The sequence below is a fragment of the Mesorhizobium sp. U510 genome (assembly GCF_059180695.1).
Genome location: NZ_CP180532.1, coordinates 1653779 through 1677327 on the forward strand (window position 1 = coordinate 1653779; position 23549 = coordinate 1677327).

Annotated in this window: 21 protein-coding genes; 8 read left to right on the plus strand and 13 right to left on the minus strand. The window is 62.9% G+C overall.

From position 1 onward, the window contains the following. Positions 1-272 precede the first annotated feature (272 nt). The gene (gene pgi / locus ACLGL5_RS09995) at positions 273-1916 is read left to right on the plus strand and encodes a glucose-6-phosphate isomerase (protein ID WP_038651932.1); all 1644 of its coding nucleotides are present in this window, start codon (positions 273-275) and stop codon (positions 1914-1916) included. A 5-nt stretch (positions 1917-1921) separates the two neighbouring features. After that, entirely contained in the window at positions 1922-2644 is a 723-nt protein-coding gene (locus ACLGL5_RS10000; protein WP_038651935.1) for an HAD family hydrolase, read from the plus strand. Here ACLGL5_RS10000 and ACLGL5_RS10005 read toward each other — a convergent pair. Both ACLGL5_RS10005 and ACLGL5_RS10010 read right to left on the minus strand, forming a co-directional pair. Next, positions 2628-3449, minus strand: a complete 822-nt coding sequence (locus ACLGL5_RS10005; protein WP_244748310.1) for a class I SAM-dependent methyltransferase — start codon at positions 3447-3449, stop codon at positions 2628-2630. The two genes, ACLGL5_RS10000 and ACLGL5_RS10005, sit on opposite strands and share 17 nt — an antisense overlap. Before the next feature lie 16 nt (positions 3450-3465). After that, a complete protein-coding gene (locus ACLGL5_RS10010) occupies positions 3466-5493 on the minus strand; it encodes a long-chain fatty acid--CoA ligase (protein ID WP_069090900.1) in 2028 nt (675 codons plus the stop codon). Positions 5494-5960: 467 nt separating this feature from the next. Between ACLGL5_RS10010 and ACLGL5_RS10015 the strand changes: the two genes are divergently transcribed. Genes ACLGL5_RS10015 through ACLGL5_RS10035 form a run of 5 tightly spaced genes read left to right on the plus strand, consistent with a single transcriptional unit; the run spans position 5961 to position 11204 of the window. Beyond that, positions 5961-7559, plus strand: coding sequence for an ABC transporter substrate-binding protein (locus ACLGL5_RS10015; RefSeq protein ID WP_069090901.1), 1599 nt, complete (start codon positions 5961-5963; stop codon positions 7557-7559). A gap of 45 nt (positions 7560-7604) precedes the next feature. Continuing rightward, positions 7605-8612 (plus strand): ABC transporter permease subunit, encoded by a 1008-nt coding sequence (locus ACLGL5_RS10020; protein WP_038651941.1) that lies wholly within the window; start codon positions 7605-7607, stop codon positions 8610-8612. Continuing rightward, positions 8612-9523 carry an ABC transporter permease subunit gene (locus ACLGL5_RS10025; protein WP_019862982.1) on the plus strand — a complete coding sequence of 304 codons (912 nt, stop codon included), beginning with the start codon at positions 8612-8614 and terminating at the stop codon, positions 9521-9523. The genes ACLGL5_RS10020 and ACLGL5_RS10025 overlap by 1 nt, the downstream gene beginning before the upstream one ends. Next, complete coding sequence (locus ACLGL5_RS10030) at positions 9523-10374, plus strand: ABC transporter ATP-binding protein (RefSeq protein ID WP_019862984.1); 852 nt, start codon at positions 9523-9525, stop codon at positions 10372-10374. Before ACLGL5_RS10025 ends, ACLGL5_RS10030 begins: the two co-directional genes overlap by 1 nt. After that, the gene (locus ACLGL5_RS10035; RefSeq protein ID WP_019862985.1) at positions 10371-11204 is read left to right on the plus strand and encodes a dipeptide ABC transporter ATP-binding protein; all 834 of its coding nucleotides are present in this window, start codon (positions 10371-10373) and stop codon (positions 11202-11204) included. Before ACLGL5_RS10030 ends, ACLGL5_RS10035 begins: the two co-directional genes overlap by 4 nt. A gap of 36 nt (positions 11205-11240) precedes the next feature. Here the strand turns inward: ACLGL5_RS10035 and ACLGL5_RS10040 are convergent, their stop codons facing one another. From ACLGL5_RS10040 to ACLGL5_RS10055, 4 genes are all read right to left on the minus strand, one after another. Continuing rightward, positions 11241-12530, minus strand: a complete 1290-nt coding sequence (locus ACLGL5_RS10040) for a cysteine desulfurase-like protein (RefSeq protein ID WP_069090902.1) — start codon at positions 12528-12530, stop codon at positions 11241-11243. A gap of 49 nt (positions 12531-12579) precedes the next feature. After that, positions 12580-13254, minus strand: coding sequence for an amino acid ABC transporter permease (locus ACLGL5_RS10045; protein ID WP_019862987.1), 675 nt, complete (start codon positions 13252-13254; stop codon positions 12580-12582). 150 nt (positions 13255-13404) lie between these two features. Then, positions 13405-14202 carry an ABC transporter substrate-binding protein gene (locus tag ACLGL5_RS10050; protein ID WP_019862988.1) on the minus strand — a complete coding sequence of 266 codons (798 nt, stop codon included), beginning with the start codon at positions 14200-14202 and terminating at the stop codon, positions 13405-13407. A gap of 395 nt (positions 14203-14597) precedes the next feature. Beyond that, on the minus strand, positions 14598-15359 hold the full coding sequence (locus ACLGL5_RS10055) for an HpcH/HpaI aldolase family protein (RefSeq protein WP_083246918.1): 762 nt from the start codon (positions 15357-15359) through the stop codon (positions 14598-14600). A 123-nt stretch (positions 15360-15482) separates the two neighbouring features. Here ACLGL5_RS10055 and ACLGL5_RS10060 point away from each other — a divergent pair, with 123 nt between their 5' ends. Then, positions 15483-16577, plus strand: coding sequence for an LLM class flavin-dependent oxidoreductase (locus tag ACLGL5_RS10060; RefSeq protein ID WP_069090904.1), 1095 nt, complete (start codon positions 15483-15485; stop codon positions 16575-16577). Here the strand turns inward: ACLGL5_RS10060 and ACLGL5_RS10065 are convergent. The 7 genes from ACLGL5_RS10065 to ACLGL5_RS10095 all read right to left on the minus strand — a co-directional run bounded on the left by ACLGL5_RS10065 (position 16574) and on the right by ACLGL5_RS10095 (position 23491). Continuing rightward, positions 16574-16987 carry a RidA family protein gene (locus tag ACLGL5_RS10065; protein ID WP_019862992.1) on the minus strand — a complete coding sequence of 138 codons (414 nt, stop codon included), beginning with the start codon at positions 16985-16987 and terminating at the stop codon, positions 16574-16576. The two genes, ACLGL5_RS10060 and ACLGL5_RS10065, sit on opposite strands and share 4 nt — an antisense overlap. Positions 16988-17051: 64 nt before the next feature. Then, positions 17052-18200: an acyl-CoA dehydrogenase family protein gene (locus ACLGL5_RS10070; RefSeq protein WP_069090905.1), complete on the minus strand. Its 1149-nt coding sequence runs from the start codon at positions 18198-18200 to the stop codon at positions 17052-17054. A gap of 210 nt (positions 18201-18410) precedes the next feature. After that, the gene (locus ACLGL5_RS10075; RefSeq protein WP_064984552.1) at positions 18411-19223 is read right to left on the minus strand and encodes an enoyl-CoA hydratase family protein; all 813 of its coding nucleotides are present in this window, start codon (positions 19221-19223) and stop codon (positions 18411-18413) included. Then, on the minus strand, positions 19220-19690 hold the full coding sequence (locus ACLGL5_RS10080) for a MarR family winged helix-turn-helix transcriptional regulator (RefSeq protein WP_010913223.1): 471 nt from the start codon (positions 19688-19690) through the stop codon (positions 19220-19222). The genes ACLGL5_RS10075 and ACLGL5_RS10080 overlap by 4 nt, the downstream gene beginning before the upstream one ends. After that, positions 19684-20457, minus strand: coding sequence for an SDR family NAD(P)-dependent oxidoreductase (locus tag ACLGL5_RS10085; protein WP_069090907.1), 774 nt, complete (start codon positions 20455-20457; stop codon positions 19684-19686). The genes ACLGL5_RS10080 and ACLGL5_RS10085 overlap by 7 nt, the downstream gene beginning before the upstream one ends. Next, entirely contained in the window at positions 20454-22748 is a 2295-nt protein-coding gene (locus tag ACLGL5_RS10090; RefSeq protein WP_019862996.1) for a bifunctional salicylyl-CoA 5-hydroxylase/oxidoreductase, read from the minus strand. Before ACLGL5_RS10090 ends, ACLGL5_RS10085 begins: the two co-directional genes overlap by 4 nt. Positions 22749-22891: 143 nt before the next feature. Further along, positions 22892-23491 (minus strand): VOC family protein, encoded by a 600-nt coding sequence (locus tag ACLGL5_RS10095; RefSeq protein ID WP_069090908.1) that lies wholly within the window; start codon positions 23489-23491, stop codon positions 22892-22894. Between the last annotated feature and the right edge of the window lie 58 nt (positions 23492-23549).

The window sequence follows — 23549 nt, forward strand, 5'->3', positions numbered from 1 at the left end:
CATTTGGCTGGACCAGTCGAGTGTATGGGTGGCACAAGGGGTTGCGCCAATCAATTTTTCTGATCTTTGGGATTTATGCCAGTGATCCTTCAGCCAAAATTGGGCTCTGCGGCCGGCCGAAGTGACACATAGTGTCATCGCATCGTGATGCGATGCGGCATCGCCGCGTATTGACCGCACGGAATTCGGCTCAATAGGTTTGTCGCGACGACACGCGCCGGAAACATCCGGTCTGATAAAGTATGTCGAAAAACGCCAGGAGCTCCCCGCCATTGGATAAGTCAGCCTTCCAGAAACAGCTCGCCGCCTTGCGCGATCATCGCACCGCGGCACCTGCGAGCATGCGCCAGGCCTTCGCCGCCGATCCACAGCGTTTCCAGACATTCTCCGCCACCGATGGTGACCTTTTGCTCGACTGGTCGAAATGCGCCGTCGATGCCGTCACCATGGACTTGCTGGAGAAGCTCGCCGGCGCCGCCGATCTCGAGGGTCGCCGCGCCGCCATGTTCGCCGGCAAGAAGATCAACATCACCGAGGACCGCGCCGTGCTGCACACGGCGCTGCGCAATCTCAGCGGCAAGGGCGTCACGGTCGACGGCCAGGACGTCAAGGCCGACGTCATTTCCGTGCTCGACGCGATGGGCGCCTTCGCTGATGCCATCCGTTCAGGCAAGGCTCTTGGCGCCACCGGCAAGAAGATCACCGACATCGTCAACATCGGCATTGGCGGCTCCGACCTCGGCCCGGCTATGGCGACGCTGGCGCTGGCGCCATATCATGACGGGCCACGCGCGCATTATGTCTCCAACATAGACGGCGCCCACATCCACGACACGCTGAAGGGCCTGTCGGCCGAAACCACGCTGTTCATCATCGCCTCCAAGACCTTCACCACGGTCGAGACGATGACCAACGCGCAGACGGCACGCGACTGGGTGCAGAAGGCACTCGGCAAGCAGGCGGTCGGCAAGCATTTCGCCGCTGTTTCGACGGCACTCGACCTGGTGGCCAAGTTCGGCATCGAGCAGAATCGCGTCTTCGGTTTCTGGGACTGGGTCGGCGGCCGTTATTCGGTCTGGGGCGCGATCGGCCTGCCCGTCATGATCGCCGTCGGCCCGCGAAATTTTCGCGCCTTCCTCGACGGCGCGCACGAGATGGACGAGCATTTCCGCACCACCCCGCTCGCCGGGAACCTGCCGGCGCTTCTCGGGCTGGTCGGCTGGTGGCATCGCGTGATCTGCGGCTATCCGGCCCGCGCGGTCATCCCCTATGACCAGCGCCTGTCCCGGCTGCCGGCCTATCTGCAGCAGCTCGACATGGAATCGAACGGCAAGGGCGTCACCCTTGACGGCACGCCCGTGGCGACACCGACCGGGCCGCTGGTCTGGGGCGAGCCGGGCACCAATGGCCAGCACGCCTTCTTCCAGCTTTTGCACCAGGGCACCGACTTCATCCCGGTCGAGTTCCTCGCCGCGGCTGTCGGCCATGAGCCGGAGCTCAAGCACCAGCATGATTTGCTGCTCGCCAATTGCCTGGCGCAGTCCGAAGCGCTGATGAAGGGCCGCACGCTGGACGAGGCGCGCGCGCAGATGCTGGCCAAGGGCATGAAGCCGGCCGACGTCGACAAGATTGCGCCGCATCGTGTCTTCTCCGGCAACCGGCCTTCGGTGACCATCCTCTATCGCAAGCTCGACCCGCGCACTTTCGGGCGGCTGATCGCGCTCTATGAGCACCGCGTCTTCGTCGAGGGCACGCTGTTCAACATCAATTCCTTCGACCAGTGGGGCGTCGAGCTCGGCAAGGAGCTGGCGACCGGCCTGCTGCCTGTCGTGGAAGGCAAGGAAAGCGCCGCAAACCGGGACGCCTCGACCAGGGGCCTTGTGGAACGCATCCACCAATTGCGCGGTTCGGAGTGACTGATTTGGCAGACATCAAGGGTATATTGTTCGACAAGGACGGGACACTTGTCGACTTCAACGCGACCTGGCTCGGCGTCGCCGATTTCATGGCCATGGATGCCGCTGATGGCGACCGCTGGAAGGCCGACAGGCTGCTTGCGGCCGCCGGCTTCGATTTCGCCAGCCGGCGCTTCAAGCCCGATTCGATCTTTGCCTCGGGCACCAACATGGATGTCGTCGAGCTGTGGTTCCCGCGTCTGTCCGACGAAGACCAGATGCTGGCCGTAGCCCGCTTCAACGAGATCACCTCGGTGCAGGGCTCGGCGATGGCGGTGGCGCTGCCGGGCATCGTCGATACCTTGGCGGTGCTGCACAAAAGATCCTACCGGCTTGGCGTCGCCACCAACGATTCCACCAGCGGCGCGGAAAAGACCTTGGTCACGCTGGGCGTCGCCCAGCTGTTCGACGCCGCCTATGGCTATGACGCGGTGGCCAATCCCAAACCCGCGCCCGACACCATCCAGGCCTTTTGCGACCTCACCGGCCTGAAGCCAGCGGAGATCGCCATGGTGGGCGACAACCGCCACGATCTCGAAATGGCGCGCGCCGGCGGCTGCGGCCTGGCGGTGGGCGTGCTCTCCGGCACCGGCACGCGCGAATCGCTGGCCGGCATTGCCGACGTCGTTCTCGATTCCGTCGCCGACCTGCCGGATTTCCTGTCGACGCGGGTCAAGGAGACGGTTTGATCGCTCCCGCCAGCGCGGTCTCGGCCTCGAAACGAAAGACGCCGCTCGGCTTCAGCGTGGCATCTTTCGCGTCACCGAAATCCGGCACCTGATGTTCGGCGAGCAGTCGCAGCCGGGCCAGCGGCAGGTCATGGCGACGCGGATCGCCGACCAGCACCTCGATGCCGGCTGCCAAACAGCGATCGAGGAACGGGGTAACCCGTAGAGCAACCTCGTGGCCGTAGAACACGTCGCCTGCAAGCACGAGGTCGACGGCCGGCGGCGGCCCCGTGGTGATATCCTGGTGGACGATCGTGATCTCGACGCCGTTGGCCGCCGCGTTGAGGCCGATAGCGGCAACGCCGTTGCGGTCGATCTCGGCGGCGATCACCTCGCTTGCGCCGGCCTTGGCGGCGGCAATGCCGACAATGCCCGAACCCGCCCCCAGGTCCAGCACGCGACGGCCCGCCACGGTCATCGGATTGTCGAGGATGTGGCGCGCCAGCACCGCGCCGCCGGCCCACGCATAGGCCCAGTAGGGCGGCTGCGGTTCTGGCGCATCGTCGTCCGCATCAATATCGTCTTCAGGATCGACGAGGCGTCTCAATCCGCTGCCCGGATGGGCGGTGTAGAACCGGATTTCGGGAAGCGCCGGTACAGGAACAAGGCGCATGTTCGCCTTGATGAATTCCGCCGGGTCGAGGCGCGGGCGGTTTGGCAAGTCCTTGCTTGGTCCCTCGTCGCCGAAGGGGTGGCCCCTCGCTAAAGCGCGCTGCGCTTCAGCTCTTTGTTTTGGTGCATGTCGTTCTCCCAAAACCGAGGTCACTTTTGGGCGATGTGCATCAGGCGCGCAATGCCCGCCGCAGGATCTTGCCGACCGGCGTCTTCGGCAATTCGGTCCTGAACTCGATATATTTGGGCCGCTTGTAGCCGGTCAGGTTCTCGCGGCAAAAAGCGGTGATGGCTTCCACGGTCAGGGCCGGATCCTTCTTGACGATGAACAGCTTCGGCACTTCGCCCGAATGCTCGTCCGGCACGCCGATCGCCGCGACTTCGAGCACGCCTGGATGCATGGCCACGACCTCCTCGAGTTCGTTCGGATAGACGTTGAAGCCCGAGACCAGGATCATATCCTTCTTGCGGTCGACGATCTTGGTGTAGCCGCGCTCGTCCATGAAGCCCATGTCGCCGGACTTGAAGTAGCCGTCCTTGGTCATCACCTTGGCGGTCTCGTCAGGCCGGTTCCAGTAGCCCGCCATCACCTGCGGTCCCCTGATGCAGATTTCGCCGACCTCGCCGAGCGGCAAATTGTTGCCGTCATCGTCGCGGATGGCGATTTCCGTCGAGGGCAGCGGCAGGCCGATCGTGCCGGTGAAGTCACCGGAACTGAACTTGTTGGCCGTCGCCACCGGTGACGTTTCCGAGAGGCCGTAGCCCTCAGTGACAGGGCAACCGGTCAAAGCCTTCCAGCGCTCGGCGACGCCCTTCTGCACCGCCATGCCGCCGCCAAGCGTCAGCACCAGCGGCTTGAAGTCGAGTTTGCGGAAGTCCTCATTGTTGAGCAGCGCGTTGAACAGCGTGTTGAGGCCGGGAAAGATGTGGACCGGATACTTCTGGAGTTCCTTGACGAAGCCCGGGATATCGCGCGGATTTGGAATGAGCACGTTGCGAGCGCCTTGCTGCATGCCCATCAGCGCGTTCACCGTCAGCGCGAAGATATGATAGAGCGGCAGCGCGCAGATGAAGTTCGGGTGTGCGGGCTTCGGCTTGATCGTATAGGCGTCTTCCATCCACTGCGCGTTCTGCACGACATTGGAGAGCACATTGCTGTGCAGCAGCGTGGCGCCTTTCGACACGCCCGTGGTGCCGCCCGTATATTGCAGGAAGGCGACATCGTCGGCCGCAACCTTGGCCGGCTTGAAGCCAAGGCCGGCGCCGGCCTTCATCGCCGCGTTGAACTTGACATGCCCGGGCAGCGACCATGCCGGCACCATTTTCTTCACGCGGCGCACGACGAAGTTGACGATCGTGCCCTTGAGGCCGCCAAGCATGTCGCCCATGGCCGCCACCACGACATGCTTGACCGCGGTCCTGGAGACTACCGCCTGCAAGGTGTTGGCGAAGTTTTCCAGGATGACGATGGCTTGCGCGCCGGAATCCTTGAGCTGGTGCTCCAGCTCGCGCGGCGTGTAAAGCGGATTGATGTTTACCACGACATAGCCGGCGCGCAGGATGCCCATCATCGCCACCGGATATTGCAGAACGTTAGGCATCATGATGGCGACGCGCGCACCCTTTTGCAGCCCCTTCGATTGCAGATAGGCACCGAAGGCCGCCGACAACTGCTCGACATCGGCATAGCTGATGGATTTGTCCATGCAGGTGAAGGCCGGCTGGGCGGAAAACTGCTTGCAGGCGGCGACCAGGAAATCGCCGATCGAACTGTAGGGCAACGCACCGATCTCGGCCGGAACATTTTTCGGATAGCTCTTGAGCCAAGGCTTTTCGGGCAGGCCTGCGGCAAGTTCCGTGAGCGCCTTCGGCAACCGCTTGGTGTCAGCTGCCGCCGGTTTCGATGTCGGCGCTGCCTTTGCTGGCGATGCGGCCTTCGCTGCCCCGGTCTTTGTGGGAGAAGCCTTTGCAGGGGTCTTCGCCGGAGAAGTCTTCGTCGCTGAGGTCTTTGCCGGGGCGGCTTTTGCCGCCGGCTTCGCAACGGCCTTGGCGGTGGCTGCCTGTGCCGCCTTGGCAGGTCTTGCGCCTGTGCTGGCGGTCGAGGCCTTGGCACCAGCTTTACCTTGATCGTCGGCGGCGGCTGGTTTCGAGACTGCCTTTGCCGACGCTTTTACCGGCGCCTTTGATGCTTTTGCCACCCGTTCCTCCTCGACAATTCCTGTTCGCCCGTTTCGGTCGCCTATGCCGCGCCCGCCTCCGAATTGACAGAGGCGTCCTCCGTGCCGCCAGCATATCCATCTATGTATTGCCTCTATCGGCGGCGGTGCAAGTCTTGCCCTTGCGGCAGGGCGCCGAAAGATTTGCCGTCGAAAATCTTTCCCGCCGGCGACACTTGGAACCGGCATCTTTCCGCATCGATGATCGGATGAGGGCGGACGCGGCGGCCATGTCGCCATATGCCAGATCAATAAAAAAATGCGGTCGTTAATAATCTCGTGAGTGGAAAAAACTGCTAATTTTTTCTGCCATTTAGCAAAATGGCAGATTTTTTTCCTGCTTCCCGAGGGGTAAGCAAACGGGGTGTTCCAAAGCCGGAAAAACGGTGCTTATATGCGCGCTTCGCGAGCCTGATAGAGGGGCTTGGAAGAACATCAGGGAGTGCTCAATGAAAAAGAAACTCGCTTTTGCGGCCGCTTTGCTGGCCGCAAGCGTACTGAGCGGCATGGCCAATGCAAAGACGCTCGTCTATTGCTCGGAAGCGTCGCCTGCCAATTTTGATCCGGGTACCACGACCGGCGGCAACGACTTCGATGCCTCGTCGCGTACCGTCTATTCGCGTCTGGTCGAATTCAAGCATGGCGGCACCGAAGTCGAGCCCGGCCTTGCCGACAAGTGGGAGATTTCCGACGACGGCTTGGTCTACACTTTCCACCTGCATCCGGGCGTCAAGTTCCAGACCACCGACTATTTCAAGCCGACGCGTGACCTCAACGCCGACGACGTCGTTTTCTCCTTTGATCGCCAGTTCAACAAGGCGAACCCCTGGAACGGCGACAAGTATCTGCCGAACCTGACCTGGGACTACTACACCGGCATGGACATGCCGAAATACGTCGCCAAGTGGGAAAAGGTCGATGACCTTACCGTCAAGCTGACGCTGACCGAGCCGAACGCGCCGATGCTGGCCAACCTTGGCATGGACTTCGCCTCGATCGTGTCGAAGGAATATGCCGACCAGCTGGAGAAGTCCGGCAAGATGGCCGATTTCTCGACCAAGCCGATCGGCACTGGTCCGTTCCAGTTCGTCGACTACCAGCTGGATTCGGTCATCCGCTACGCGGCTCACCCGGATTATTTCAAGGGCAAGGAAAAGATCGACGATCTCGTCTTCGCCATCACGCCTGACGCCACCGCCCGCACCCAGAAGGTGCTCGCCGGGGAATGCGACATCGCGCCCTATCCGAACCCGGCCGACATCGCCACCATCAAGGCCAACAAGGACGTGACCCTGATGGATCAGGCCGGCCTGAACATCGGCTATATGAGCTACAACACCACCATCCCGCCGCTCGATAAGCCTGAGGTGCGCCATGCGCTCAACCAGGCGATCGATCGGGAATCGCTGATCAAGTCGCTGTTCCAGGATGCAGGCGCCACGCCTGCCGAAAACCTGATCCCGCCGACCATGTGGTCGTGGAACAAGGATGTGAAGACCGACGCCTACAATCTGGAAGCGGCCAAGAAGGTGCTGGCCGACGCCGGCCTGAAGGAAATCCAGCTCTGGGCATCCGACCGCGTTCGCCCGTACAACCCGAACTTCCAGCGCGCCGCCGAACTGATCCAGGCCGACTGGGCCAAGGTCGGTGTCAAGGCGGAGATCGTCAACTACGAGTGGACCAAGTATCGCTCGGAGGGCAAGAAGAAGGACCGTCCCGGTGCGTTCCAGATCGGCTGGACCGGCGACAATGGCGATCCGGACAACTTCTTCGCCACCCTGTTCGCCTGCTCCGCCATCGGCGTCTCGAACTACTCCAGCTGGTGCGACAAGGACTTCGAGGATCTGATCCAGAAAGCCAAGAAGACCAGCGACCAGGCCGAGCGCACCAAGCTCTACGAACAGGCGCAGGTGATCTTCGCCAAGGAAGCGCCCGCCTTCCTGCTGGTCCACAGCCAAGTCTACGCGGTCGTGCGCAACAATGTCAGCGGTTTCAAGATGGATCCGCTCGGCATTCACCGCTTCGACGGCGTTGACAAGGCCGAATAAGACTATAGAGCGGGGCGGCGCAATGAAGCGCCGCCCCCCTACATCATGCTAAAATATATCCTCCACCGAATTGCACTTTTGATCCCGACGCTTGTCGGCATCACGATCTGCGCCTTTGCGTTCGTCAGGCTGCTGCCCGGCGATCCTATTCTTGCCATGGCCGGTGAACACGGTGTGGCGCCGGCGCGTTATGAAGAGCTGAAGGAGCAGTTCGGCTACAATCTGCCGATCTGGCAGCAATACACACGCTATGTCGGTGAGGTCGTGACCGGCGATTTCGGCGTCTCGATTTCGTCCAAGCGCCCGGTGCTCGAAGAGTTCAAGACGCTCTTCCCTGCGACGCTGGAACTGTCGTTCTTTGCCATGATCTTCGCCATGGTACTGGGCATTCCGGCCGGCATCTTCGCGGCGGTCAAGCGCGGCTCCTGGTTCGATCAGTCGCTGATGGGCACCGCGCTCGTCGGCTATTCCATGCCGATCTTCTGGTGGGGCCTGCTGCTGATCATCTTCTTCTCCGGTTACCTCGGCTGGACGCCGGTCAATGGCCGCATCGACCTGCAGTACTTCTTCAAGCCGATCACCGGTTTCATGACCATCGACACCTTGCTCTACGGCAAATGGGATGCATTCCGCTCGGTATTGCGCCATCTGGTGCTGCCGACAATTGTGCTCGGTACCATTCCGCTGGCGGTGATAGCGCGCCAGACGCGCTCCGCCATGCTTGAAGTGCTGGGCGAGGATTATGTACGGACTGCCCGAGCCAAAGGCCTCTCGTCGGCCCGAGTCATCGGTGTGCATGCTCTGCGCAACGCACTCATCCCGGTGGTCACCACCATCGGCCTGCAGGTTAGCACGCTGCTCGCCGGCGCCATCCTTACCGAAACGATCTTCTCGTGGCCGGGCATCGGCAGGTGGATGGTCGAATCCATATCCAAGCGCGATTATGTTGTCGTGCAGTCTGGCCTGCTGTTGATTGCGCTTATCGTCATGGCCGTGAATCTGATCGTTGACGTGCTCTATGCCGTTATCAACCCACGCATAAGGGCGGCGTGATGAGCCAGTCGACCGAAATCGCGCCGATGGCCGCCGGCAACCCGGATCGCCTCACCGGTCTCAGGACCTTCTGGTATTATTTCTCGGTGAACCGGGGCGCCGTTATAGGCCTGTTCGTCTTCGTCCTTTTGGTGCTGGCGGCGCTCTTTGCGCCGCTGCTGGCCCCCTACGCGCCAGACATCCAGGACAAGACCGCATTCTTGCGGCCGCCTGCATGGCAGGCAGGCGGCAGCTCGCAATATCTGCTCGGCACCGATCCGGTCGGGCGCGACATCCTTTCGCGCCTGCTCTATGGCGCGCGCTTCTCGCTGCTGATCGGCGCGGTCGTGGTCTCGCTGGCGCTCATCGGCGGCATCACGCTCGGCCTGCTGGCCGGCTATTTCCGCGGCTGGGTCGACGTGGCGATCATGCGCGTCATGGACCTCATCCTGGCCTTCCCGTCGCTGTTGCTGGCGCTGGTGATGGTCACCATCCTCGGTCCCGGCCTGTTCAATGCGATGCTGGCCATCGCGCTCGTGCTGCAGCCGCATTTCGCGCGCCTTGTGCGCGCCGCGGTGATGGCGGAGAAGAGCCGCGAATATGTCGTGGCGGCGAAGGTCGCCGGCGCCGGGCATCTCAGGCTGATGCTTCGCACTATCCTGCCCAATTGCCTGGGACCGCTGATCGTCCAGGGCACCTTGTCTTTCTCCAACGCCATCCTCGAAGCGGCCGCCCTCGGCTTCCTCGGCCTCGGTGCCCAGCCGCCGACGCCCGAATGGGGCACGATGCTCGCCTCGGCGCGTGAATTCATCCTGCGCGCCTGGTGGGTGGTGACCTTCCCAGGCCTGGCGATCCTGATCACCGTGCTTGCCATCAATCTGATCGGCGACGGTCTGCGCGATGCGCTCGATCCGAAATTGAGGAGGTCGTGATGGCGCTGCTGGACATCCAGAACCTCGTCGTCGAATTCCAGACCGCATCAGGTATGTTCCGGGCGGTCGATGGCGTTTCCTTGCATGTCGACGAGCGCGAAGTGCTGGCGATCGTCGGCGAATCCGGTTCCGGCAAGTCGGTCTCGATGCTGGCGGTGATGGGCCTTTTGCCATGGACCGCCAAGGTCACCGCCGACCGCATGAGCTTCAATGGCCGCGATCTGCTGAAGCTGAGCCCTGCCGAGCGGCGCAAGATCGTCGGCAAGGACATGTCTATGATCTTCCAGGAGCCGATGGCCAGCCTCAATCCCTGCTTCACCGTCGGCTTCCAGATCGAGGAGGTGCTGCGTTTCCATATGGGCATGGACGGTGCGCAGCGCCGGGAGCGCGCCATCGAACTCCTCACGCAGGTCGGCATTGCCGAGCCGGCGGAACGGCTGAACTCGTTCCCGCACCAAATGTCGGGCGGCCAATGCCAGCGCGTCATGATCGCCATTGCCATTGCCTGCAATCCAAAGCTTTTGATCGCTGACGAGCCGACCACCGCGCTCGACGTCACCATCCAGAAGCAGATCCTCGATCTCCTGGTGTCGCTGCAGGCCAAATACGGCATGGGCCTGATCATGATCACCCACAATATGGGCGTGGTGGCCGAGACCGCCGATCGCGTCATCGTCCAGTACAAGGGCCGCAAGATGGAAGAGGCCGACGTGCTGTCGCTGTTTGAATCGCCGATGAGCAATTACACCCGCGCGCTTTTGTCGGCGCTGCCGGAGAATGCCGTGGGCGACCGGCTGCCGACCGTCTCCGACATGCTGTTCGAGCCGGCGCCCTCGGGAGCCGCCGCATGAGCATTAAGGTCGTCGAAGGCAAGAATATCGTGCGCGACTACCATGTCGGCGGCGGGCTGTTTCGCGCGCAGCGCACCGTGCATGCGGTCAAGGGCGTTTCCTTCAGTGTCGACAAGGGCAAGACGCTGGCCATCGTCGGTGAAAGCGGCTGCGGCAAGTCGACGCTTGCCCGCATCATCACGCTGATCGATCCCGCGACTTCGGGCGAACTGTTCATCGACGGCAACAAGGTCGACATCGCCAGGGGCGGATTGACCAAGGAGATGCGCCGCAAGGTGCAGATCGTCTTCCAGAACCCGTACGGCTCGCTCAACCCACGCCAGAAGATCGGCGACGTGCTGGGAGAACCGCTGCTCATCAACACCAACAAGCCGGCCGAGGAACGGCGCGACCTCGCCATGAAGATGCTGAAGAAGGTCGGCCTCGGACCCGAGCACTACAACCGCTACCCGCACATGTTTTCGGGCGGCCAGCGCCAGCGTATCGCCATCGCCCGTGCGCTGATGCTGAACCCCAGCCTGCTGGTGCTGGACGAGCCGGTCTCCGCGCTTGATCTGTCTGTGCAGGCGCAGGTGCTCAACCTGCTCGCCGACCTGCAGGATGAGTTCCAGCTGACCTATGTCTTCATCAGCCACGATCTCTCCGTGGTGCGCTACATCGCCGACGACGTGATGGTGATGTATTTCGGCGAAGCGGTCGAATATGGCTCGCGTGAAGAGGTCTTTTCCGACCCCAAGCACAGCTACACCAAGACGCTGTTTGCCGCGACGCCGCGCGCCGACGTCGCCTCGATCAAGGCGAGATTGGCGAAGAAGAAGGCGGCGGCCTGAGACTGCTGGCCGCAGCCATCAGGCCACCTTCATCGATCAGGACAGCCTGGCGATAATCGCACGCAACGCCTCGCCGAATTTGTGCACTTCCTCGACCGTGTTGTAGTGCACCAGCGAGGCGCGGATGGCGCCGCTGTCCATCGACAAATTGAGGCGCTTCATCAGCCGCGGCGCATACATGTGGCCGTCGCGGATGCCGATCTGCATCTCGGCCATTTCCTCGACGATCCGCTGCGGTGACAGTCTGTCGATGTTGAAGCAGAAGGTCGGCACGCGCTCGTTGATGCGGGCTTCGTCAGCAACACCGTAGATGGTCGCGCCGCAACCTTTCAGCACGGCAAGCATCTCGCGCGCCAGAAGCAGCTCATAGTCGCGGATGGCGCCCATGCCGGCGACGATGTTTTCGCGCCGCGAGCGGTTGTTGGATGGAGCCAGATTGCGGCCGATCAGTTCCAGATACTGCACGGCGGCATCCATGCCCGAGACATTCTCGTAGATGAAGGTGCCCGCCTCGACCTTGTAGGGCGGTTCGTCGGGGATGAAATCCTCGCGGAAGGTCGGCAGCCGCTTGAGCGTTTCGAAGCGGCCCCAGAGAAAACCCATATGCGGCGAGAAATTCTTGTAGCCGGAGCAGACGAGATAGTCGCAATCCCAGGCCTGCACGTCGATCAGCCCGTGCGGACCGTAATGCACGCAGTCGAGGAACACTTCCGCGCCGGCTGCATGCGCGATCTCGGCCACCGAGGCGACATCGACGATCGAGCCGATCGAATGCGCCGTCACCGTGCAGGCGACGAGGCGGGTGCGCTCGGAAACCAGTGGGCGCAGATCATCGACATGCAGATTGCCGTCCTCGCGCATGCGCCACCATTTGAACTTGGCGCCGACGGATTCCAGCGCCAGCCAGGTGGCGATGTTGGCGTCATGGTCCATGTCGGTGATGATGATCTCGTCTCGCCCCCCATCCATGTCTTTGGCGAGCATCTGGCCGATGCCGAGGCTGACGAGCCGGATGAACGAGGTGGCGTTCATGCCGAAGCAGATTTCCGCCGGGCTATAGGCATTGATCAGCAGCGCCACGCTTGTCCGGGCGTCGGCGACGGACTGATCGACGGTGACGCTGCGGCCATAGCGGCCGCCACGCTGCACATTGTGCGAAACCAGATGGTTGGTCACCGCGTCGAGCACGCTTTGCGGGATCTGCGCGCCGGCGGCATTGTCCATGAAGATGAAATCGCCGGCCCGCTGCAGGGCGGGAAACATGGCGCGGATAGTGTCGACGGGGAACGCTGAGGCGTTCGCATTGTCGGTCTGGTGCTTGTTCACGGGTTACGCTCCTGCGAAGAATTTGGCGGGTGGAGATCGGTTGGCGAGGTCAGCGCGCCTTCTCGGTCTTGAAGCGGTCTTCAAGCAGGCTGACGAGGCGCACCATCGGCCAAAGGAAAATGAGATAGACCAGTGCGGCGCCGATCAGCGGCGAGGGGTTGGCGTAGAGCGACTGGGCGTTGGTCGCTTCCTTCAGGAGTTCCGGCAACGCCACGGTCGAGGCGAGCGAGGTGTCCTTGAACATCGAGACGCAATTGCTGGTCATCGGCGGGATGACCACGCGGATCGCCTGCGGCAGCACGACCTTGCGCAAGGTCAAGAGGAACGGCAGTCCAAGCGCCTGCGACGCCTCAAACTGGCCTTTCGGAATGCTTTCGATACCGGAGCGGAACACTTCGGCCGAATAGGCCGACATGATGAAGGCGAAGGCCGTCACGGCGGACGCCCAGGACGACAGGCGGATGCCGAGGAAGGGCAGCGCGTAATAGATCAGGATCAGCACCACCAGCACCGGCAGCGCGCGAAAAATGTCGGTGTAGCCGACCGCCAGCCAGCGCACCGGCTTCGGCGCATAGAGCCGAAGCAGGCTGATCACCAGGCCGATGGGGATGCCGATGCCGATGCTCAAAATGCCAAGCAGCAGCGTGTTCAGGAAGCCGCGCAGCAGCGCCGGCAGGCTGGACATGATGACATCGGGATTGAAGAAGGTGTCGATCAGCGACATGGGAGCGTTCCCGAACCCCAAAGCCAGGGGTGCTCAAAGTTAAGACCAATCGACCTCGCCATGGCGAGACGGTCCGCGCGGCAGCGGCGCCGGAGCAGGAAATGAGTCGTGCCGGCCTGGAAAGCCGGCACGATTTCAGTGCATCTCCGCTCAGGCCTTCGGTAGCGGCATTTCCTTGACGGTCGAGGAATCGGCCGGCGCGTCGCTGCCGAACCATTTCTTGTGGATCGCGGCCAGCGTGCCGTCCTTCTTCATCGCGGTCAGCGCGTCGTTGAGCTTGCCGAGCAGCGGATGGTCCTTGGTCATCATCAGGCCGTACTGTTCGCCGGTCTTGATGCGCTGCTTGACCTTCAGATCCTTCATCTTGGTGAAGGAGTATTCCATGCCCGGAATGTCGCTGACGGCGGCGTCGACGCGGCCGGCGCTGAGGTCGAGCAGCAGGTTCTGCTGTGTGTCATAGCCCTTCACATCGCTGAAGCCGTCGGCTTCCTGATGCGCCTTGACCCAGGTCTCGCCGGTCGAGCCGGACAGCACGCCGACGATCTTGCCCTTGAGGTCGGCTTCGGTGTTAACAGCGCTGTCGGTCTTGGTGGCAATGCCCATGTCGGAATCATAATAGGGCTGGGTGAAAGACTGCGACTTCAGCCGCTCGGCCGTGATGGTGATCGACGAGATGGCGACGTCGATGCGCTTCGACGTGGTGGCCGCGAACAGCGCCTGGAAGCCGAGATCGGCGATATCGGTGGTCATGCCGATGCGCTTGGCCGCTTCGTTGACGATGTCGACTTCAAAACCCTCGAAAGTGCCGCTCTCGTTCTTGTACTCGAAGGGCGGATTGGTCGGGTAGGCGCCGACATTGAGCACATCGGCGGCATAAGCCGTGGCGGGGCCGGCGGCAATGCCGATGGCAGCGGCGAGCAGGATGAGATTGCGACGTGTCAGGTTCATGGTGTTCCCTCTGGGGTATCCCCTCTGGTTGTTGATCGGGCGGGGCTCGCCCCGCACGGTTTCTTGCCGTCCCGCCTCCCAGCGGGGCGTCAATTCATGGCAGCGACCTGCGCGCGCGGTTGGCGATGGTCTCTGTTTGCGGATCACGGATCTGGCGGCGCCCGCCGTCTGAAGCATAGCGTGCGCTGGATGATGACTGGGGCAGCATGAACGACAAGGACTGAACCCCCCGAAGCACCACGATGGATTGGCCGGTAACCCCTGTGGCACGGCCGTCGTCATCGATCTTGAATGCTTATCCAAAGTGGGGCGCATTTCAAGGCGAAAGTTTTAAGCTTAAAAAGCTTGGCTTGCGTGTTGCTCCAGCGATACGCCTTTTGTCTGGCCGCGCCTGTCTATGCCAATTCGTCGCGCGCCGCGGCAGCGTTGGCCGCGGCGCCGGCGCCCAGAAACATCGTGTCGCTGGCCAGCACGAAGAAACTCGCGCCGATGCCTGCCCACCGGCCGATGGTCTGTGGGCTGGCGCAAAATATGCCTGATGTCTTTCCATAGGCGATCGTGGCAGCAATGATCGTCCGGATCGCTACATTGAGCTTGTCGGCGCCTTGCGGTCCGATCGCGTCGATCGACACCGAAAGGTCGCCGGGGCCGACGAAGATCACGTCGACGCCGTCGACGGCCGCGATCGCATCGATGTTGGCCAACCCCTCCGCGGTCTCGACCTGGACCGCGACGACGGTCCTGTCGTTGGCGCCGGCAAGATATTCGGGAATGCGATAGCCATAGCCGGCGGCCCGGCCAGGCCCGACGCCACGCTCGCCCAGCGGCGGATAGCGCGAGGCCTTCACGGCTGCTTCGGCCTGGGCAGTGGTCGAGACGCGAGGCACCAGAACGCCTTGCGCGCCGCTGTCCAGCGCCGCCAGGATGGCTTCCGGTGCATGGCCGGGAACGCGCACCAACACCGGCACGCGATGCACGTCGGCCGCGCGGACCATGGTCTCGATCATGTCGCGCGAGATCTGCGCATGCTCCCAGTCGATGCAAAGGAAGTCGAGACCGGACAGTGCCATCACCTCGACAGCGACCGGATGGGGAATGGCGGCAAACGAACCGACGAGGTTTGCCTTGCCGATGCATTTCTGGCGGAATTCGCTCATGCCGATCCCCTTTGTCGTCTGGCCCAAACTCATATCCGCAAACGGCGGCGAGGCGAAGCTATTTCAGGCTTGAAATATTTTGCCGCCACCGTAGCGTGTGATCTCCCGCCGCGAGTTCGAGACATGATGAAAACGCATCCGTTGCACGGCCCGAACAAACTGAAGCTTGGCGTCTTTTCGACCAATGCCGATGGCGGCCTTGCCATATCAGATGTTCCGGAACGCTGGACGGCGAACTGGCAGGACAATCTGACGGCGGCGCAGATCGCCGACCGTGCCGGCTTGGAGTTCATGCTGCCGATCGCCCGGTGGCGTGGTTTCGGCGGCCGCAACAAGGTGCGCGAGTGGTCGTTCGAGACCTTCACCTGGGCGGCGGCCCTCAGCATGGCCACCGAACAGATCGGCCTGTTCATGACCGTGCATGTGCCGCTCGTGCATCCGCTCTATGCCGCCAAAGCTCTGGCGACGGTCGACCATATCAGCCAGGGCCGCGCCGGCCTCAACATCGTCTGCGGCTGGAACCCGAAGGAATTCGGCATGTTCGGTACGCCACTGGTCGAGAAGGGCTACGACCAGGCGGCCGAATGGATCGAAATCCTCGAGAAGCTCTATGCGTCGTCCGAGCCGCTCGACTATGAAGGCACTTACTATCACCTGAAGGAAGCGGTGAGCCGGCCGGCCAGCCTGCAAGTTCCGCGACCGGTGACGATGAACGCCGCGTTCGGCGGGCCGGGCCGCGATTTCGCCGCCGCCCGGTGCGACTACCTGTTCACGACCTTTTCCGAGATGAGCGATGCCGGCAAGCATGTCGCCGACATTCGCGAACGCGCCGACAAGGTGGGCCGCGATGTCGGCGTCTACACGGTGGCGCATGTCGTCTGCCGCCCGACGATGGAAGAGGCGCAGGCCTATTACACGCGCTATGCCGTTGATATGGCCGACCACGACGCGGTCGATGCCCACATGGCCGGCAAGAAGGAATTCTCGCAATCGCACGACCCGCATGCCTATGACCGCTACCGGCAGCGTTTCGCCGGCGGCGCCGGCACCTATCCGCTGATTGGCACGCCCGAAACGATCGCCGCCGACATGGCCGCCATTGCCGGGCAGGGTTACCAGGGCATCGCGCTGTCATTCGTCAATTACACGCAGGAACTGCCCTATTTCTGCGACCACGTGTTGCCGATTTTGAGGAAGGCAGGCCTGCGGGTAACTTAGTCCAGACGAACGAGTTCGTCCGGAATCACAGCAGTGGCCTGGATCTCCACCTTGGCGCGATCCTCGACCAGCGCCATCACCTGCATGGCGGCCATCGCCGGGAAATGCCGGCCGATGACCTCGCGATAGGCTTCGCCGAGCCCCCTGAGATTGGCGAGATACTCGGCCTTGTCGGTGAAATACCAGGTCATCGAGGTGATGTGCTGTGGTTCAGCGCCGGCCTCGGCCAGCACAGCGACGATGTTTTGCAGCGTCTGCCGCACCTGGCCGACGAAGTCGTCGGTTTCGAACTGGCACTGCCCGTTCCAGCCGACCTGTCCTCCGACGAAGATGAGCCGTCCACGCGCCGCGACGCCGTTGGCGTAGCCGACCGGTTTGGCCCAGCCTTCCGGCTGCAGAATCTCATGCATTTGAAGCCTCCCGGTATTCCTGAAAACCAAGTCTCAAAATCGAATGCCCGTCAATTTCATGCCGTCAGGCCGCGCCCATCACTTGCCGCGCGATGACCACTTTCTGCACGTCGGAGGCACCCTCATAGATGCGAAGCGCGCGGATCTCGCGATACAGGCTTTCGACGATGTGGCCTTTGCGCACGCCATCGCCGCCATGCAACTGTACCGCTCTGTCGATTACCTCTTGCGCCTTGTCGGTGGCGAACAGTTTTGCCATCGCCGCCTCGCGAGTTACCCGCGCGGCGCCCATGTCCTTGGTCCAGGCGGCGCGATAGACGAGAAGTGCCGCCGCGTCGACGTCGAGCGCCATGTCGGCGATGTGGCCTTGCACCATCTGCAATTCGGCCATCGGGGCGCCGAACAGGTTGCGTTCGGCCACTCTGCTGATACTTTCGTCCAGCGCCCGGCGGGCAAAGCCGAGCGCCGCAGCGCCGACGGTCGAGCGGAACACGTCGAGCACCGACATGGCGATGCGGAAGCCATCGCCGGACTTGCCGATCAGCGCCGAGGCCGGCAGGCGGACTTTGTCGAAGGACAGCCGCGCCAGCGGATGTGGCGCGATCACTTCGAGGCGCTCAGCGATGCCAAGGCCCTTGGCGTTGCCCGGTACGATAAAGGCCGAAAGCCCCTTGGCACCCGGCGCCTCGCCGGTGCGGGCAAAGACGATGTAGAGATCGGCAATGCCGCCATTGGAGATCCAGGTCTTTTCGCCTGACAGAACATAGCTGTCGCCGTCGCGGGTCGCCGTCATCTCGGTGTTGGCGACATCCGATCCCGAGCGCGGCTCCGACAGGGCGAAGGCCGAGATTGCCTTGCCGGCCCGCGTCTTCGCCAGCCATTGCTGTTGGTCCGCCGTGCCGAACAGGCTGAGCGCGCCGGTGCCCAGCCCTTGCATGGCAAAGGCGAAATCGGCGAGCCCGTCATGGCGCGCGAGCGTCTCGCGCGTGATGCATAGTGTCCGCACGTCGAGCGGGCCGGAATTGTCGGTGTCGACAGCTGTCGGCTTCAGCCAGCCGTCACGGCCAAGCTTCGCCACCAACGCGCGACAGGCGGCATCGACGTCGTGATGATCGACGGGAAGGTTTTTCGCGCACCATGCTTCCAGGCTTTCGGCAAGTTCGCGATGGCGGTTCTCGAAGAACGGCCAGTTGAGAAAGGATCGGTCAGGCATGGAGGTAACCTTCCGCGTGTCGTTGCGAGGCACCCCTCTCTGTCCTGCCGGACATCTCCCCCGCAAGGGGGGAGATTGGCAGCTTTGCCGACGGCTTCGACCTGGCGAGGTTGGAGATTGGCGAAAACAGAACGTACAGCTGATCTCCCCCCTTGCGGGGGAGATGGCCGGCAGGCCAGAGGGGGGGGCCTGGGCGAAAACCGATCATCCTCAATTCCCCTCGAACACTGGCTTTTCCTTGGCCACGAACGCCTTGTAGGCGCGCTCGAAATCGCGCGTCTGCATGCAGATCGCTTGTGCCTGCGCTTCGGCCTCGATCGCCTGGTCGAGACCCATCGACCATTCCTGGTTGAGCTGCGTCTTGGTGATGCCGTGGGCGAAGGTCGGGCCTGAGACGATGCGCGCTGCCATGTCGAGTGCATCCGCCTCGAGGGAGGCCGCATCGACCAGCCTGTTATAAAACCCCCAGCGCTCACCCTCGGCGGCCGTCATGGTGCGGCCCGTATAGAGCAGTTCCGCGGCACGGCCCTGGCCGATGATGCGCGGCAGGATCGCGCAGGCGCCCATGTCGCAGCCGGCAAGGCCGACGCGAGTGAACAGGAACGCGGTCTTGGCCTCCGGCGTGGCGATGCGGATGTCGGAGCTCATGGCGATGATGGCGCCGGCGCCGACCGCCACGCCGTCGACGGCGGCGATGATCGGCTTGCCGCAATTCAGCATCGCCTTGACGAAATCGCCGGTCATGCGGGTGAAGGCGAGGAGCTGCTTCATATCCATCTTGACCAGCGGACCGATAATGTCGTGGACATCGCCGCCGGAGCAGAAATTGCCGCCATTGGAGAGGAACACCACGGCGTCGACATCGTCGGCATAAACGAGGTCGCGGAACGCATCGCGCAACTCGGCATAGCTGTCGAAGGTCAGCGGGTTCTTGCGCTCCGGCCGGTCGAGCCGGACCTTGGCGATCCTGCCCTCGACCTCCCAGAGGAAATGCTTCGGCTTCAGCCCGGCCATCCCGGTCATTCGCGTCCCTCCCAGTTGCTGCGGAACGAGGTCAGCATGCCGGTCAGCCGGCGGGCGTCCTCCTCGCTGACCTTGCCCAGCAATTCGCCGATCCAGCCCTCATGGGCGGCAGCGATCGTGGCAAAGGATTTGGTGCCTTCCTCGGTCAGCCGCACCATGGAGGTGCGGCGGTCGCCATTGCGGCGGGCGCGAGCGACCAGCCCTTCCGAAACCAGCCGGTCGACAATGCCGGTGACATTGCCGTTGGAGACCAGCAGGAAGCGCGACAGGTCGCTCATCAGCATGCCTTCCGGCACGCGGTACAGCGCCGCCATCACGTCGAAGCGCGGCAGCGTCGTGTCGAATTCCTTCTTCAGGCGCTCGCGCAACTCGGCCTCGATCGTGCGCGAGGCGCGCAGCAGCCTGATCCACAGACGCAGACGGTCCTTGCCGGGTCCCGACGGTGCGGGCAGGGGGCCGGCTACCATGTTTCGCCTCCTGAGATGGAAATTGCCTGTCCGGTGATCGATGACGCCGCATCGCCACACAGCCACAGCACGGCGGCGGCGACTTCCTGCGGCTGGATGAAGCGGCCTTGCGGATTGGTCGAGACAAGGCTCGCCCGCGCCTCGCCGGCAGAGCGGCCGGTCTTTTCGATGATGCGCTGGATGGACTCTTCCAGCATGTCGGTCTCGACGAAACCCGGGCAAACCGCGTTGACGGTGACGCCGGATTTCGCGGTTTCCGCCGCCAGTGCCCGCATCAGCCCAACGACGCCATGCTTGGCCGCCACGTAAGGTGCCACGTAAGCGTAGCCCTTCAACCCTGCCGTTGAGGCAATGAAGATGATCCGTCCTGTCTTGCGCGCAGCCATCCCGGCCAGCGCAGGTTTCACCGTCAGGAAGGCGCCAGTCAAATTGACGTCGAGCGTCTTCTGCCAATCGGCCAGCGTGGTCTTGTTCGCTGGTGTGCTGCCGGCCATGCCGGCATTGGCAATGACGATGTCGAACGGCCCGCGCGCGGCTTCCGCCGCGTGGTAGAGCGAGGCCATCGACGCCTCATTGGTGACATCGGCGGCAATACCGAAGATACGGCCGCTTTCGCCGGCCACCTTGGTAAGCTCCGCTTCGCGGCGGCCACAGATGGTCACATTGATGCCCGCTTCCGCCAGCGCCAGCGCTATGGCCCGGCCGACACCGGAGCCACCACCAGTGACCAGCGCATGCTTGGCGGAGATCGCTGGTGCCGCCGTCATACTTTCAGCCCCGCGGCCGCATCGCGCTCGGCCAGCCGGTAGATCTGGTCACGGCCGGGCAGGTAGGGATCCGGCCATTTGACGCCGCGGTCGCCGAGCGTCACCGCCGCATGCAGCGTCCAGTAGGGATCGGCCAGATGCGGCCTTGCCAGCGCGACCAGATCGGCGCGGCCGGCCATCAGAATCGAATTGACATGGTCCGGCTCGTAGATGTTGCCGACCGCCATCGTCGCCATGCCGACCTCGTTGCGGATTCGGTCGGAAAACGGCGTCTGGAACATGCGGCCGTAGACCGGCTTGGCCAGTGCCGATGTCTGCCCGGCCGAGACGTCGCATATGTCGACGCCGGCTTCGTGCAGCAGCCGCGCGATCTCGACCGCGTCGGCCGGCGTCACGCCTTCGATGCCGACCCAGTCATTGGCCGAAATGCGCATCGAGATCGGCTTCTCCGTCGGCCAGGCGGCGCGCACCGCGTGGAAGATTTCGAGGGGATAGCGCATGCGGTTTTCCAGTGAGCCGCCATATTCATCCGTGCGCCGGTTGGTGACAGGCGTGATGAAGGACGACAGGAGATAACCATGCGCGGCATGGATCTCCAGCATGTCGAAGCCGCAACGGTCAGCCATCTCGGCCGAAGCCACGAATTGGTTGCGCACCAGGTCCATGTCGGCGCTGTCCATCGCCTTCGGCACCTGGTTCTCAGGCGACCATGCGACAGCCGATGCCGCCATGACAGGCCAGTTGCCCGACGCCAACGGCACGTCGGTGCCTTCCCAGCCGAGTCGGGTCGAACCCTTGGCGCCGGAATGGCCGATCTGGGCGCAAATCTTGGCCTCGGTCTCGGAATGGACGAAATCGACCAGCCGCTTCCACGCCACTTCGTGTTCGGGCGCGTAGAAGCCGGGACAGCCGGGCGTGATGCGGCCTTCCGGGCTCACGCAGGTCATCTCGATATAGACGAGCCCGGCGCCGCCCTTGGCACGCTCGGCATAGTGGGTGAAATGCCAGTCGGTCGGGCAGCCGTCGACGGCCTTGTACTGCGCCATCGGCGAGACGACGACGCGGTTCTGCAGCTTCATGTCGCGCAGCTTGAACGGCGCAAACATCGGCGCGCGGCGCAGCCTGTTGCCGCCGGCACCCGCCTGGCGCTGGAACCATTCTTCCGCGCCGCCCAGCCATTCGGCATCGCGCAGCCGCAAATTCTCGTGGCTTATGCGCTGCGAGCGGGTCAGCAGCGAATAGTTGAACTGCACCGGATCGAGGCCGAGATAGCGTTCGACCTCCTCGAACCATTCGAGCGAATTACGCGCCGCCGATTGCAGCTTCAGCACTTCGGTGCGGCGCGCATCCTCATATTTGCGGAAGGCGGCATCGAGGTCCGGCTCGGTTTCCACATACTCGGCCAGCGCCACCGCGCTTTCCAAGGCGAGTTTGGTGCCGGAGCCGATCGAGAAATGCGCCGAGGCCGCCGCGTCGCCCATCAGCGCCAGGTTCTTGTACGACCAGCGTTCGCACAGCACGCGCGGGAAATTGATCCAGGCCGAGCCCCTGATGTGGTTGGCATTGGTCATCAGCGCATGGCCGCCGAGATGCTTGGCGAAGATGCGCTCGCACACCGCGATCGATTCCTGCTGCGTCATCGCGCCGAAGCCGAAGGCAGCCCAGGTCTGTTCGCTGCATTCGACGATGAAGGTCGCCGTCTCGCTGTCGAACTGGTAGGCGTGCGCCCACACCCAGCCATGCTCGGTCTTCTCGAAGATGAAGGTGAAGGCGTCGTCGAATTTCTGGTTGGTGCCGAGCCAGACGAATTTGCATTTGCGGGTGTCGATGTCGGGCTTGAAGATATCGACGAAAGTGTTGCGCGCCCTGGAATTCAGCCCGTCGGCGGCGACGACCAGGTCATGAGTCTCCATGTAAGGCTTGGGATCGGCGATATCGGTCTCGAACATCAGCTTGACGCCGAGCTCGCGGGCGCGGCGCTGCAAGAGGATCAGCAGCCGCTTGCGGCCGATGCCGCAAAAACCATGGCCTGACGAGACCGTGCGCACGCCGTCATGGATGACGGCAATGTCGTCCCAATAGGCAAAATGCTTCTTGATCCAGACGGCGCTGACCGGATCGTTTTTGGCGAGGTTCTCAAGCGTTTCGGCCGACAGCACCACGCCCCAGCCGAACGTGTCGTCGGCGCGGTTGCGCTCGAACACCGTCACATCGTGCGCGGCATCCCTGAGCTTCATCGATATGGCAAAGTAGAGGCCGGCTGGACCGCCGCCGAGAACCGCAACCTTCATCTGTGCGATCTCCTCTTCGCTTGCTGCCTTGTGAGTATCGCGCCAGCGGCAAAATATTTCAAGCTTAAAGTTTTATGTCGAAATCATTGTCCTGATACCGGGCGGCGCGCTTGCGTGTCGTCCCGCAAGCGCGCGCCGAAGGATCACTTTTCCGGGTTCTTCGGGCTCCACAGCACCGTCTCGGCACCTTTCTCATAGGCCATGCCGTCGGGGTAGCTGATCGCTTCCAGCTGCAATCCCCAGGGCGCCTGGAAATAGAGAATGGTCTGGCCGGCGGCGGGGCCTTCCTTGACCGGCAGAGGTCCCATGCGCGTCTTGACGCCCTTGCCGTCGAGATAGGCTTTGGCGGCGGCGACGTCGTCGACATAGAGGGCGATGTGGAAGCCGCCAATGTCGCTGTTCTTCGGCGTCAGATCCTTCTGGTCGGGCGCGGTGTATTTGAACAGCTCGATGTTCGAGCCATAGCCGCAACGCACCATGGTGACCCGCTCGATGACGGCCTTGGGATCGACGCCCAGAAGGTCCTGCATGAAGGTGCCCTTGTCGTCGGCGAACGGGCCGAACGACATCGCCTTCTTGCAGCCGACCACCTCGGTGAAGAAGTCGACCGCCTGCTTCATGTCGGGGACGGTGATGCCGGTGTGATCGTGGCCGCGCATGCCGGGGATCGAACCCGCCGAGGCCATGCCGGCGCCGCCAAGGACAGCGGCGGCAAGCGTTGCATTTCGAAGTATCGTCTTCATGTCAGTCCTCTCCATTGGCGGGACCTGGGTCTTTGCGGTCGCGTGTCCGAAACCCGCT